This is a genomic window from Pseudomonas glycinae (assembly GCF_001594225.2).
GTDB classification, from domain to species: Bacteria; Pseudomonadota; Gammaproteobacteria; order Pseudomonadales; family Pseudomonadaceae; genus Aquipseudomonas; species Aquipseudomonas glycinae.
In genome coordinates this window covers 3,519,528-3,534,092 of record NZ_CP014205.2, presented here as the reverse complement: position 1 = coordinate 3,534,092, position 14,565 = coordinate 3,519,528, and the positions used below count along the sequence as shown (strand labels likewise).

At 55.5% G+C, this 14,565-nt stretch carries 9 protein-coding genes and 1 pseudogene; 8 read left to right on the top strand and 2 right to left on the bottom strand.

All coding sequences use genetic code 11. The features are described from left to right. Nucleotides 1–135 precede the first annotated feature (135 nt). Entirely contained in the window at nucleotides 136–873 is a 738-nt protein-coding gene (rpsB, locus tag AWU82_RS15985; RefSeq protein ID WP_008052780.1) for a 30S ribosomal protein S2, read from the bottom strand. A 374-nt stretch (nucleotides 874–1,247) separates the two neighbouring features. Between rpsB and map the strand changes: the two genes are divergently transcribed. The 5 genes from map (at nucleotide 1,248) to AWU82_RS15960 (ending at nucleotide 7,770) form a co-directional block, all read left to right on the top strand. Further along, nucleotides 1,248–2,030, top strand: a complete 783-nt coding sequence (map, locus tag AWU82_RS15980; RefSeq protein WP_039769663.1) for a type I methionyl aminopeptidase — start codon at nucleotides 1,248–1,250, stop codon at nucleotides 2,028–2,030. A 40-nt stretch (nucleotides 2,031–2,070) separates the two neighbouring features. Continuing rightward, nucleotides 2,071–4,773, top strand: coding sequence for a [protein-PII] uridylyltransferase (locus AWU82_RS15975; protein WP_064379009.1), 2,703 nt, complete (start codon nucleotides 2,071–2,073; stop codon nucleotides 4,771–4,773). A 43-nt stretch (nucleotides 4,774–4,816) separates the two neighbouring features. Continuing rightward, nucleotides 4,817–6,016: a succinyldiaminopimelate transaminase gene (gene dapC, locus AWU82_RS15970; protein ID WP_064379008.1), complete on the top strand. Its 1,200-nt coding sequence runs from the start codon at nucleotides 4,817–4,819 to the stop codon at nucleotides 6,014–6,016. A 165-nt stretch (nucleotides 6,017–6,181) separates the two neighbouring features. Further along, on the top strand, nucleotides 6,182–6,916 hold the full coding sequence (locus AWU82_RS15965; protein WP_064379007.1) for a M12 family metallopeptidase: 735 nt from the start codon (nucleotides 6,182–6,184) through the stop codon (nucleotides 6,914–6,916). Between the two features lie 182 nt (nucleotides 6,917–7,098). Beyond that, complete coding sequence (locus AWU82_RS15960) at nucleotides 7,099–7,770, top strand: M12 family metallopeptidase (RefSeq protein WP_064379006.1); 672 nt, start codon at nucleotides 7,099–7,101, stop codon at nucleotides 7,768–7,770. A gap of 24 nt (nucleotides 7,771–7,794) precedes the next feature. Here the strand turns inward: AWU82_RS15960 and AWU82_RS15955 are convergent. Next, nucleotides 7,795–9,225, bottom strand: a pseudogene (locus AWU82_RS15955) (Na+/H+ antiporter); the annotation flags it as partial. A gap of 74 nt (nucleotides 9,226–9,299) precedes the next feature. Here AWU82_RS15955 and AWU82_RS15950 point away from each other — a divergent pair. Genes AWU82_RS15950 through AWU82_RS15940 form a run of 3 tightly spaced genes read left to right on the top strand, consistent with a single transcriptional unit; the run spans nucleotide 9,300 to nucleotide 14,551 of the window. Beyond that, on the top strand, nucleotides 9,300–10,688 hold the full coding sequence (locus tag AWU82_RS15950) for a site-specific integrase (RefSeq protein WP_190241488.1): 1,389 nt from the start codon (nucleotides 9,300–9,302) through the stop codon (nucleotides 10,686–10,688). Continuing rightward, nucleotides 10,689–12,572: a hypothetical protein gene (locus AWU82_RS15945; RefSeq protein ID WP_064379004.1), complete on the top strand. Its 1,884-nt coding sequence runs from the start codon at nucleotides 10,689–10,691 to the stop codon at nucleotides 12,570–12,572. Continuing rightward, nucleotides 12,569–14,551 (top strand): hypothetical protein, encoded by a 1,983-nt coding sequence (locus AWU82_RS15940; RefSeq protein ID WP_064379003.1) that lies wholly within the window; start codon nucleotides 12,569–12,571, stop codon nucleotides 14,549–14,551. Before AWU82_RS15945 ends, AWU82_RS15940 begins: the two co-directional genes overlap by 4 nt. Nucleotides 14,552–14,565 lie beyond the last annotated feature (14 nt).

Genomic DNA, 14,565 nt, shown 5'->3' with positions numbered 1-14,565 from the left:
CAATTCTTCCCGAACCTGTTTGTAGCCGCTGCACGTTACAGATGCTGTAGCTGCGCTGCCGACAGATGGTTTTCGAGGTGGCAAAAAGGGGGCCAAGCCCCCTTTTTGCTTACTGAGTCAACGCCAGGGCGTCAATTACTCAGCTGCAGCCTGAGTTTCTTCAGCTGCGAATTCTACAGTACCGCCAGCAACGTTGTTGCGACCGCGGATGACTGCGTCAGCCATCGAACCCATGTACAGCTGGATAGCGCGGATTGCGTCATCGTTGCCTGGGATGATGTAGTCAACGCCTTCCGGGCTGCTGTTGGTATCGACAACGCCGATGACCGGGATGCCCAGCTTGTTGGCTTCGGTGATCGCGATGCGCTCGTGGTCAACGTCGATCACGAACAGTGCGTCTGGCAGACCGCCCATGTCCTTGATGCCGCCCAGGGAGCGATCCAGCTTCTCAAGATCGCGAGTGCGCATCAGCGCTTCTTTCTTGGTCAGCTTGGCGAAAGTACCGTCTTCGGCTTGTACTTCAAGGTCACGCAGACGCTTGATGGAAGCACGGATGGTCTTGAAGTTGGTCAGCATGCCGCCCAACCAGCGGTGATCGACGTACGGCGAACCGCAACGTGCTGCTTCTTCAGCAACGATCTTGCCAGCGGAACGCTTGGTGCCGACGAACAGAATCTTGTTTTTGCCCTGGGCCAGACGCTCTACGAAAGTCAGAGCTTCGTTGAACATTGGCAGAGTTTTTTCAAGGTTGATGATGTGAATCTTGTTACGCGCGCCGAAAATGTATTTACCCATTTTCGGATTCCAGTAACGGGTTTGGTGACCGAAGTGCACACCGGCCTTCAGCATATCGCGCATGTTGACTTGGGACATGATAGTTCCTTGATAAGTCGGGTTGGGCCTCCACGTATCCCAATGACCAACCATTGATCCGAGGATCAAAGGCACCCAGGCCATCGTGTCGACACGTGTGTGGGTTAATGCTCCCGGGGCTATCCCCGGAAAGCGGCGCATTTTATACCACAGGGACGACGCAAACGGAACCCGGAATCTGCAATCGCGTCAGGGACATGCGCGCCAGCCCCTTGGAATCGGGACAATGCACCGCATTGTATAGAGAGAAGCGATGCACGCAGGCGCGGATTTGCGCCTTTGGTCTGTTAGAATCGCGTTTTTCGGGGCCGCCAAATCAACAGTTGCGCCCCTGTTCGTATCAGCAAGCGCCGCCGAGCGCAGAGAGAGCCTGTATGACCGTCACCCTCAAAACCCCCGAGGACATCGCTGGCATGCGTGTCGCCGGCAAACTGGCCGCCGATGTGCTGGAAATGATTGCCGAGCACGTCAAGCCGGGCGTGACCACCGATGAGCTGAACCAGATCTGCCACGACTATATCGTCAACGTGCAGCAGGCCATCCCCGCCCCGCTCAACTACAAGGGCTACCCGAAGTCGATCTGCACCTCGATCAACCACGTGGTCTGCCACGGTATCCCGAACGACAAGCCGTTGAAAAACGGCGACACCCTGAACATCGATGTCACCGTGATCAAGGACGGCTACCACGGCGACACCAGCCGCATGTTCCACGTCGGCACCGTGCCGGTCTGGGCCGAGCGCCTGTCGCAGGTCACCCAGGAATGCATGTACAAGGCGATCGAAATCGTCAAACCCGGCTGCCGCCTCGGTGACATCGGCGAAATCATTCAGAAGCACGCGGAAAAGAACGGCTTCTCGGTGGTGCGTGAATTCTGCGGCCACGGCATCGGCAAGGTGTTCCACGAAGAACCGCAGATCCTGCACTACGGCCGCGCCGGCACCGGCATGGAACTGAAGGCCGGCATGACCTTCACCATCGAGCCGATGATCAACCAGGGCAAGGCCGACACCAAAGTACTGGGCGACGGCTGGACCGCGATCACCAAGGATCGCAAGCTGTCGGCACAGTGGGAACACACTTTGCTTGTCACCGACACTGGCTACGAGATCTTCACCCTGCGCAGCGACGACACGATCCCGCGCATCTCGGCCTGACCCAGACACCGCTCCCAGCCTATAGAAGGAAAGCCAATCGATGCCGCAGGTGGATCCCGAACTTTTCGACCGCGGCCAGTTCCAGGCTGAACTGGCCCTGAAAGCGAGTCCCATCGCGGCATTCAAGAAGGCGATCCGCCAGGCCCGCGAAGTGCTCGATGCACGCTTTCGCGCCGGGCGCGACATTCGGCGGCTGATCGAGGACCGGGCATGGTTCGTCGACAACATCCTGCAAAAGGCCTGGGATCAGTTCGACTGGAGCGAAGACGCCGACATCGCGCTGGTCGCGGTCGGCGGCTACGGTCGCGGCGAGCTTCACCCCTACTCCGACATCGATCTGCTGATCCTTCTGGACAGCGCCGACCACGAAATCTTCCGCGATTCCATCGAGCGCTTTCTGACGCTGCTGTGGGACATCGGCCTGGAAGTCGGTCAGAGCGTTCGTTCGGTCGACGAATGCGCCGAAGAGGCCCGCGCCGACCTGACGGTGGTCACCAACCTGATGGAAAGCCGTACCATCTGCGGCCCCGAGCGCCTGCGCCAGCGTATGCTCGACGTCACCAGCACCGCGCACATGTGGCCGAGCAAGGATTTCTTCCTGGCCAAGCGCGCCGAGCAGAAGGCTCGCCACCACAAGTACAACGATACCGAATACAACCTGGAACCCAACGTCAAAGGCTCGCCCGGCGGACTACGGGATATTCAGACGATTCTGTGGGTAGCCCGTCGTCAGTACGGCACCCTGAACCTGCGCGCCCTGGCCGGTGAAGGGTTCCTGGTCGAGAGCGAGAACGCCTTGCTGGCCTCCTCCCAGGAATTCCTCTGGAAGGTGCGTTACGCCCTGCACATGCTGGCCGGTCGCTCCGAAGACCGCCTGCTGTTCGATCACCAGCGCACCATTGCCGGTCTGCTGGGTTTTGAAGGCGACGACGCCAAACAGGCCGTCGAAAACTTCATGCAGCAGTATTTCCGGGTGGTGATGAGCATCGCCCAGCTCAGCGACCTGATCATCCAGCACTTCGAGGAAGTCATCCTCGCCCCGGAAGACGAAGCGCCGCCGCAGCCGATCAACTCGCGCTTCCAGCTGCACGACGGTTACATCGAAGCACGCAACGACAACGTGTTCCGCCGCACGCCGTTCGCCATGCTCGAGATCTTCGTGCTGATGGCCCAGCAGCCGGAAATCAAGGGCGTACGCGCCGACACCATTCGTCTGCTGCGGGAAAACCGTCACCTGATCGACGACAACTTCCGCAACGACATCCGCAACACCAGCCTGTTCATCGAGCTGTTCAAGTGCAAGATCGGCATCCACCGCAACCTGCGGCGGATGAACCGCTACGGCATTCTCGGGCGCTACCTGCCGGAATTCGGCTTCATCGTCGGGCAGATGCAGCACGACCTGTTCCACATCTATACGGTCGATGCGCACACGCTGAACCTGATCAAACACCTGCGCAAGTTGCAGTACACCCAGGTGTCGGAGAAATTCCCGCTGGCCGCCAAGCTCATGGCCAAACTGCCGAAGCCTGAACTCATTTATATGGCTGGCCTGTATCACGACATCGGCAAGGGCCGGCATGGCGATCACTCGGAAATTGGCGCAGTGGATGCCGAGGCGTTCTGCCAGCGCCACCAACTGCCGGTCTGGGACAGCCGCCTGATCGTCTGGCTGGTGCAGAACCACCTGGTGATGTCGACCACCGCCCAGCGCAAGGATTTGTCCGACCCGCAGGTGATCCATGACTTCGCCCTGGCGGTCGGTGACGAAACCCGTCTCGACTACCTGTACGTCCTGACCGTAGCCGACATCAACGCGACCAACCCGACCCTCTGGAACTCGTGGCGTGCCAGCCTGTTGCGCCAGCTCTACACCGAAACCAAGCGCGCCCTGCGCCGTGGCCTGGAGAACCCGGTGGATCGCGAAGAGCAGATCCGCCAGACCCAGAGCGCAGCGCTGGACATACTGGTACGCGGCGGCACCGATCCGGATGACGTCGAGCAATTGTGGGCGCAACTGGGTGATGACTACTTCCTGCGTCACACCGCCGGCGATGTGGCCTGGCACACCGACGCCATCCTCCAGCAACCGGCTGACGGCGGTCCGCTGGTGCTGATCAAGGAAACCACCCAGCGCGAATTCGAGGGTGGCACGCAGATCTTCATCTATGCGCCGGACCAACACGACTTCTTCGCCGTGACCGTGGCCGCGATGGACCAGCTCAACCTGAACATTCACGACGCCCGGGTCATCACGTCCAGCAGCCAGTTCACCCTCGACACCTACATCGTGCTCGACACCGATGGCGATTCGATCGGCGACAATCCGGTCCGGGTCAAGCAGATTCGCGACGGCCTGACCGAAGCTCTGCGCAATCCGGCCGACTACCCGACGATCATCCAGCGTCGAGTACCGCGCCAGCTCAAGCATTTCGCGTTCGCCCCGCAGGTGACGATCCACAACGATGCCCAGCGCCCGGTGACGGTGCTGGAACTCACGGCACCCGATCGCCCGGGCCTGCTGGCACGGGTCGGCGGGATTTTCCTCGAGTTCGACCTGTCGCTGCAGAACGCCAAGATCGCCACCCTGGGCGAGCGGGTGGAGGACGTGTTCTTCATCACCGACGCCCACAATCAACCGCTGTCCGACCCGCTGCTGTGCAGCCGTTTGCAGGATGCCATCGTCGAACAGTTGAGCGTCAATCAGGACCCCGATATCAAACTGTCGCGCATCAGCATTTGATTGCGCGCCCGGATTCAATCGCTTTGCACGAGATCCCGCACCGATGAACAACGCTCTGTCCCAGCTCCAGCCCTACCCGTTCGAAAAGCTCCGCGCCCTGCTCGGCAGCGTCACGCCAAACCCGGACAAGCGCCCGATCGCGCTGTCCATTGGCGAACCGAAGCATCGCTCGCCAAGCTTTGTCGCCGAGGCGCTGGCGAACAATCTGGAGCAGATGGCGGTGTACCCGACCACCCTCGGCATTCCGGCCCTGCGCGAAGCCATCGCGGCTTGGTGCGAACGTCGTTTCAACGTGCCGAGCGGCTGGATCGACCCGGCGCGCAACGTGCTGCCGGTCAACGGCACCCGTGAAGCGCTGTTCGCTTTCACCCAGACAGTGGTCAATCGTGGCGACGACGCGCTGGTGGTCAGCCCGAATCCGTTCTATCAGATCTACGAAGGCGCAGCGTTCCTCGCCGGCGCCAAGCCGCACTACCTGCCATGCCTGGACGAGAACGGCTTCAACCCGGACTTCGACGCGGTATCGCCTGACATCTGGAAGCGCTGCCAGATCCTGTTCCTGTGCTCGCCGGGCAACCCGACCGGCGCGCTGATTCCGGTCGACGTGCTGAAAAAGCTCATTGCCCTGGCCGACGAATACGACTTCGTGATCGCCGCCGACGAGTGCTACAGCGAGCTGTACTTCGACGAACAGACCCCGCCGCCGGGCCTGCTCAGCGCCTGCGCCGAACTGGGTCGCAAGGACTTCAAGCGTTGCGTGGTGTTCCACAGCCTGTCCAAGCGCTCGAACCTGCCGGGCCTGCGCTCCGGTTTTGTCGCCGGCGATGCCGACATCCTCAAGGGCTTCCTGCTGTACCGCACCTACCACGGCTGCGCGATGCCGGTTCAAACCCAACTGGCCAGCGTCGCCGCGTGGAATGACGAAGTGCATGTACGCGCCAACCGCGCGCTGTATCGCGAGAAGTTCGACGCTGTGCTGGCGATCCTCAGCCCGCTGATGGATGTGCAGCGCCCCGATGGCAGCTTCTACCTGTGGCCGAATGTACAAGGTGACGACGCTGCGTTCTGTCGGGATCTGTTTGCCGAAGAGCACGTGACCGTAGTGCCGGGCTCCTATCTGTCGCGGGACGTCGATGGCGTCAATCCGGGCGCCGGACGCGTGCGCATGGCGCTGGTAGCCCCCTTGGCGGAGTGCGTGGAAGCGGCCGAGCGCATTCGCGATTTCGTCTTGCGCCATAAGTAATCGCTCACGCCCGTGCCGGGCAATCCGGCACGGGCGATCAAACATGACGTAACACTTCCCCCGCTTTTTCTACCCCACCTTTACGCTGGCCAGACGTTAGTCTTGAGTCGCGTCATTGTGCGCACCACCCAAAATCAACCTGCAACTTCATGGACGAAGTCAATAATGAAAGAACTTCTGGATTGCCAACTGATTCAATGGCCGGACGACCAGGCCGCTTACATCGCCGCCATCAACGAGAACCCGGCGAATGCCGGCACCCAAAGCACAGCAGGCTCTCGCCGCAAACGCTCCGTGGTCAATTATTCGAAACTCTGGGCAAATGGCCGAACATTGAAAATTGCTTTTATTGACGCACCCGACGCCGATCATAAGACAGGGATTATCAATGCGGCTCGTAAATGGCTGGCCTATATCAACCTGACCTTCGAATTCGTCGACGATCTGAAAGGCGATATCCGCATCGCAACCCGAAACAATGACAACAGTTCAATGCTGGGTACCGATGCCCTGTTGATACATCCCGACCATCCAACGATGAATCTGGGCGTCAAACCAGAGCATCCCGATTTCGAGACCATCGTGATCCACGAGTTCGGCCATGCACTGGGCGCCCTGCATGAACATCAGCATCCTCAAGCCAATATTCCGTGGGACAAACCCAAGGTTTACGAGTTTTACCGGAATCGGGAAATGAATCCGCTGACTCGCGAACAGGTCGACCGCAACCTGTTCGCGACTTTCGATACGCTGGATGCGATTTATACGAACTACGACAGGCGATCGATCATGCATCATCCTGTATCGAACGATTTGACCATCGGCAACTGGGAAGTACCGATAAACCGCAAGATCAGTAAAAAAGACAAACAATTGATGAAGCTGCTTTATCCAAAATAATTCGGACATTTCAAACTAAAAAGTTTGCCAGGTGCAACGCCTGGCAAACTTGAATTGAAAACACACAACCTTACATCAAACAACTTTCACAAACTAACATCTACCACTAACTTCAACACCACCCGAACCCATCGGATCCCGGGAAATTCAACTATCAATTTTACAAGCAAGGACACTTGAACATGATTCCGACTATCACCGCCCCCGGTCGTAAAAAACGTGCGATTGGCAAACCGGCTCACTTCTGGACACCAGGTCAAACATTGCGCGTTGCCTTCTTAAACGGCGACCAGCCGTTCAAGGATGCGGTCAAGGCTGCTGCCAGCGAATGGCTGCCGTACATCAATTTGAACTTTGATTTCGTCGAGGGTGAATCGGGAGATATCCGAATCAGCAGCGAGCCCGGGATTTACTGGTCGATGATTGGCACCCACGCACTGCTGATCGAGGACGGCCCGACCATGAGGCTGTCGCCGGATCTGCAGGCACCGGCGTTTTTCGCCGCCAACGTCATGCACGAGTTCGGGCATGCGCTGGGGGCCGAGCATGAGCACCTGCATCCGGAATCGAACATCCCCTGGAACAAGGCAGCGGTCTATGCCGCGCACTGGGTCAAAGAAAACGCCGACGAAGACGATTACGCCCGCCGATCTGTCGATGAACGCTACTTCAACCTGCTCGACGCCAGCGATTTCGACCATTTGCCCTACGATCCGAAATCGATCATGCACTACGCCGTGCGTCAGGACTGGACCCACGGCGACTTCAAGATTGATCTGAATCTGGAGCTCAGTGAAAAGGACAAGACGTTCATGTCGAAGGCCTACCCCTACCCTGCCGAACAAGCGCAATAACCCATGCGAACCAAAGTGACGCCATTATTTGACCGAGCCCAGATTCGCCTCACTCAAGTCCAGTTCGCCCAACACTTCACGCAGAACGTCATCGCCAATCTGGTGCTGACGACTGAGGCTGTATAACTCAAGGCGTTGCGCGCGCAGTGCCTTGAGGCGCAAGCGGCGTTCGAGCAGATCCATCTGGAACGCCAGCGCCTGGGCTTCCGCCGAATCGTTGAAGACCTCCAGTTGATGGCGATACTCGGACATGATCCGCGCCTTGAGCTCCGCTGCCAGGGCGGCTTGCGCGGCGTCCTGCGGGTTGACCTCCTCGGTCTCCAGCGCATGGATCGCTGCTTCCGCCGTCTTGCGCCAGGCGTCGCGCACTTCCTGACGACGCTTGTCGTCCGGACTTTTTTCGATACCGCGCAACAGCAACGGCAGCGCAATACAGGCCGCCACCAGCGATAACAGAATCACCCCGGCGGCGATGAAGATCAGCAGATCGCGCTCGGGGAACGCCTCGCTGCCCATCAGCATCGGCACCGACATCACGCCCGCCAGGGTCACCGCACCGCGCACGCCGCCGACGGTCAGCAGCCAGCAGGAACGGGCGGTCGGCACCTGCGTCAGATCACCCTTGCCGCGCAAGCGACGCAGCAGCACCGACAGCCGCCAGATGCTCTGCACCCAGATGAAGCGCAACAACACCAGCGCCAGGAAAATCGCCACCACATCGAGACAGCGATAGAACAGGGTCGGCCATAACGATGTCTCGTGGCTGACCACCGCTTTAACGATGTCCGGAAGTTGCAGGCCGAGCAGCAGGAAGATCAAACCGTTGAAGGCAAACTCCAGCAACGACCAGACGCTGCGGTTGAGCAACCGGGTGCTGGTCTGGCGCGGCAGCAGATCGAGCCAGCTCTGCATCATCCCCGCCGCCACTGCCGAAAGAATGCCCGACGCGCCAAGCCGCTCGGCCAGCACGTAAGCGGCGAATGGCAGCAGCAACATGAACACCACGTGGGTCGCCGGATCGTCCCAGCCCCGGGCAATCATCCAGGCGCGCAACCTTCCGACCAGCCAGCTCAGCGCCACGCCGACCGCAAGCCCGCCGACGGCCACCAGCACGAAGGTCAGGCTGGCATTGGCCAGGGAGAATGCACCGGTCACCGCCGCGACCAGCGCGAACTTGAACGTCACCAGGCCTGAGGCATCGTTCATCAACGCCTCGCCTTGCAGCATGTGCATCAGCGGCGTGGGCAAGCGGTTCTGCGAAATCGCCGAAACTGCAACCGCATCGGTCGGCGACAGCACCGCTGCCAGTGCAAAGGCCACCGGCAACGGAATCGTCGGCAGCAGCCAATGAATGAAGTAGCCGGCACCGACCACGGTAAACAGCACCAGCCCGACCGCGAGCGTCAGCACCGGCCCGCGCAGGCGCCACAATTCACGCTTGGGCATGCGCCAGCCACACCCCAGTTTAGGATGGCTTGAATCGTACTCCATTCTGCGCTGCCATTATGGACACATCAGGAGGAGCCACAATGGCCGTCGAACCCATCCAGCTCAACATCCTCAAGCTACGGCGACTAGCGCTAAGCACAGCGATGACGCGTGATGCTGACGGGCACCCGCTTCCCAGGACAGCTGGAGAGCCTTTTCCCTTCGTGAGCTGGCTAGGAGAAGAGCTACCGGAGTACACCCATTACCCTGCCCTCCTGATGAGCGATGGCGCTCCTTGGCATCACGGAAATTTGTATCTCCTCAGCAAAATCGAAGCGAGCCATCACAACGGCACGGTGGACGCCCAGACGCTGATGACCATCGCTCGCGAACTTCGCCTATTCATGGCCGAAATGAACGACGCAGGGCTAAATTATCTTGAGTTCCCGACTCGCAAACTCAGAAGACCGACTTACTATTACGCCGCCTTACTGAACAGGAAAGTTGACGCGGGAGAGATGGGGGAGTCCACCAAAGAAAAGAAATTAGGATGCGTTTTTGGATTCTACACTTGGCTTCGTAGGCAGCACGACTTCTCACCAGAAAACTCGCTCTGGGACGAAACCACAAAGATAGTTAGCTATCTGGATGACAAAGGTTTTGAGCATCAAAAAGTCATAACAAAAAACAGCCTAAGAGGCTCCAAGTCGACAATTGCAAAATCCTCCGAGGACGGAACTATTAACGATGGTGGAGTTCTGCGACCACACACCCGAAAGGAACAGCTGAACCTCATTAACTGCCTTCTTCAGACAGGCAATACCGAACTACAGTTGATGTGCCTAATTAGCCTCATTAGTGGTGGACGAATTCAGACCGTTTTGACGCTGAGAACCCACCATATTCGTCGAGACGCAAAGGAAAACGGCACTAGGAAATTTGCACTGCCAGTAGGGCGAGGGACTGGTATTGACACAAAGAAAAGCAAGAGACATGTACTCTACATTCCTGAGTGGTTACATTATCGACTTGCTGTATACATCGATTCGCCTAGATACCTAATGCGAAAAAACAAGGCGTCGGCTAGCGTCCAAGAGAACGACTATATTTTTATCACAAATGACGGCATCCCATATTATTCAGCGAAAGATGATGCCGCGACGGCTGATTATACGAACATACCCAAAGGTGATGCGCTTAGACAAACCATACGCCGAGAGCTTCAGCCCCTTCTCGATCAGTGCCCCACTCCCTTTAAATTTCGCTTCCACGATCTGAGAGCTACCTTTGGAATGAACTACGCAGAGGATCTCTGGGCGAGAATCAATAAGGACGAATTGAGCTTTATTAGCGCCTTAAATAATCTTAAGGACAGAATGGGGCACTCAAAAATTGAGACAACTCTCCTCTACCTGAATTACCGAATTACTTCAGCAGATTTGAACGTCGGCTACGAGGCCATTGAAACCACGCTGATGGAATCATTCTAGATGGCCAAGCAAACTTATTACAAAAAACTAATTGAATTCAGCCCAGCCCATCATGGGCTAGCGGACATTGAGGATTTAATCAATACCCTTAACCTCACAAAATCATACCTAGTATTTGAAGATGTCAAGCTGCCCACCTACCTTTTCGCTTTTGAGGCTGCGGACAATCAAAGGCCTTCGAGTCCCTCTAGATTCAACGCAGTAAGAAGACTACTGGTTTCAATTTCCATATCGTTTCTGACAGGCGCCCACAGGCCTAAGTCATTACCCGGTATCGTCTCCAATCTCTGCAACCTAGTAAGATGGGCTGACAACAATAATCTTCCTGACCTAATGTCAAACGCAACTTCCTACAAAAATGCGGTTGACAGCCGGGTGAGCCACCTGCGCAAAGAACTGCTGAATGGGAAATTAGGTGAGCATACGGTGGCCACTGAAACAACTCACTGCATGATGGGAGGTTCCTGGATATTTGATTTGCCCATGTCATATTTTCAGGAGGGCGTCAAACGCATCAAACGATCCAGAAAGAACCTTGACTCAATCACCGAGCCACCCTCTTATCATGACATAAAGGAATCCTACGCTCTAAACATAAAGCTGTTTGATCAGCTCACCGACTTTCTCATAAATAAAAGATCATTTCCGCATCAGATTACGTTACCCAGGGAAAAAGTCTGGGTTTTACCCAACAAATCTTGGGGCGCCACGGAGTGCATGCTCGCGAATCTGCCCGAATGGGGAAAGAGCAAATTCTGGAATTACAAGACGGGACAAATCTATTCGTTAGAGGAGGCTACCCAATGGGCATTCACCTCTTCGGAACGACCAACAGATCGGTGCATTGGGAAGTTAGAGAAAGAGAGCCTCAAGCTCAAAGAAGCCAATAGTGACTTTTCCTGCTGGCAACGGGTGACCCTGGCTCAATGGGCGCATGATGCCTACCTAACAGTGTTTACGGCAAACACCTCGGCCAACGAAGAATCCATTATATCATTCACTTGGGACGACTCCCTACTACTCAAGGATTGCATTTACAGGAAGACCCCTAAGCTACGCACCATAAAGTATCGGGCCCATGGCAAAGAGGTTTCCTTTGAAATCAGAGCCAAGACTCTTAGCTCATTTGAAAAATTTCTGGAGCTACGAAAGTTTTTGCTCAACGGAAGAGAGCACAAATATCTTTTTCTTTCTCTGTATCGGAACAACGAAGTCCGGCGCCTTCCCGTTAATGCTTTACGCCGGCACTACCGGCGCATCCAGGCCCAGCTTTATCCAGATTTTGTAGGCATTGATTACCGCGAGTGGCGAGCGATTAACGGAAGTACCGCCTTCGATGCTGTTGGCGCCGAAACCGCTTCGACCATACTTCAAAATTCGCCAAGGAGCGTCATCAGAAGCTATTCGAAGGGAACCTTTGAAAACTGGGAGAAGGATTTTTCGGAATACTTCAACGCCTTCTCGAAAGAATTCATAAAGTTCAAAAAGAAAGCCATCCCAATTGGCCATTGTAACGCTGAAAACGACCCGAAGTCCTTAATACCGACAGTACCTCTTCAACCGGACTGCTTACATTTCGAAGGGTGTCTGAACTGTGATAAGTTTTCGCTGCATGCAGACGCCGAGGACATCCGTAAAATTATCAGCATGCAATATGTGATTCTTGCTTCCGAACCAGCAGCCAAGTCAAAAGAGAGCTTCGATTACGCTTTCTCCGGGCTGCTACGCAAAGTCGACTGGATACTCACAGAAATATCTTCGATCGACGAAGCCCGGAATAAACTTGTCCAAGATATCCGGCATGACGTTTTTCAGCACGAGGCGATTACGGAATACTGGCAGTTCAAACTCGATATGCTTGTCCAGATGGAGGTCATACAGTGAGCAGGGCAAATACCAAACGCAAGACCGAACTGACTGGGGCGTCGCTGGTATATGCGTCTGCCGAGGGGTTTGATTTTTTCAACCCTGACCCTGACTTCGTAATGACTTATGACAGAGAGGGTCAGCCGCTATCCAGATTCGTTAATAACTACTGGAGCTACGCGGCTTACTCCCCTACTGCTAACGGCCCCAATAATTGCTGGTTTCAAAGGCCAGAATCACCAAAGTCTCTAGAGTGGGATGCCCTGACCCACCAGCAGAAGACAATATTGGCCGCAATCCAGTTATCGAAATTCTCGCCATGGCACGAGCACCTGTCCGCCGCCTACATGCATACAGCAAATGGTGTTTTGAACCGTTTGAAGAAGCGTTGCTTCGAATCAGGTCTCAACTTGTACGAGGTACTGTCCGACGCAAGCGTGCTTACTAAGATCACTAAAGGATTATATGCCGGCGATCTCGCAACACTCCGAGGCATTCTGACTAGGCTCAGTGGGGCCACCATAGAGAATTTCGGCCATTATTTTAATGCCGGACAAGTCATCCCATATCTGAAATCTCGGAAGCAAGAAGGTTTTCAACACCCCGTCATTCCATCACGAATACTTTTCGAAAAGCTGACCTCCATTCAAGAGGTAATTGACGACTACCTTCGAAACGAAGAAGCGATTGTTCGCGTCAATAACATCTCACTTCTTTGTCATTCCTACCTCACCGGCTATGAGTGGCATTACGATGTGCCGGACACAATGGTGAAATCTGCAACTAACTTTCAGCGTGTCGCCATTGAACTCGGGCTAACTGAACTGACAGAAAAATACAATATTAATTCTGCCGCCAGCCTAAGCGGTTTCCTCGGCCTGGTACAGTACTGCGCGTCACTTCAGGTAATGGCGTATTCCGGTATGCGCCGAGGCGAAGCCCAGAGCTTGAAGTATAATTGCTTGAGGGTTAAGAAGCGTCCCTATGGAAGAATCCGGCACCTAATCGGGATCAGTACGAAGTTAACACGACATCGCTTCTTAACCTCTTGGATCACCTGCAAACACGTGGTTCCAGCGATTAAGGCCAGTCAGTCTATTTGCCGGCTCGCAGCACGAGCGCTTTATATCGAAGACTCAGATCTCGATGACCTACCCCTGTTTATTAGCAGGAGTTATCTGAATTTCAGTACACTCAATTCGCGATCTGAGCAATCCATTGTTGGGGACTACAAAGTCTCCAAGCTCAACTCAATCGACCACGATTCAGATCTACCGCCAATCATCATTCAGCAAGCCGATCTGGACGAATTGAAAGAGGTTGCACCATTCCAGGACTGGGACATTGGTGGAAACTTTGCAGTCGGGCAACCCTGGCCATTTACGTTGCACCAGCTACGGCGCTCCCTAGCAGTTTACGCTGCTAAAAGTGGCTTGGTACGGCACTCCTCACTCAGAAGGCAGCTCAAGCACCTCTCGGTAGAAATGTCTCTTTATTATGCTCGCGGCTCGTCCAGGGTGCGTAGCGTTTTTAACCCGTCGCCTGACCATATCATGCACGACTTTTCAAAAGACAACCTGGCGGAGCTGGACTCTATCATGTACATCAGGGATGTTCTTATGCGTCATGATGAGGTCAAAGGAGGACACGCTAAGGTGTTACACGCAGAAGTTTATGGGGCGCCGATCCTGATCACGCTCTCGGACAAAGAAAAGACTCTATCTGAATTCAAAAATGGTAGGAAAGCGTGGCGCCCGACTTTTACAGGCGGGTGTACAAGCATCAATGGTTGTGAAATGGTAGCACACCCTACCCTAACACGATGCGTGTCGGGCAATGGATGCCCCGACGCTGCGATACTTCCTGATAAGATAAAATCTGTTATGACTCAGCAACAGAAACTCATTTCTGTTCTGGACGTAACCTCTTTAGAGTATCGCTCAGAGATCGCACAACTTAACGACTTAGAGCGAATCTACGCAGAGGTCACCCAGTGATCGAGAACACTAGA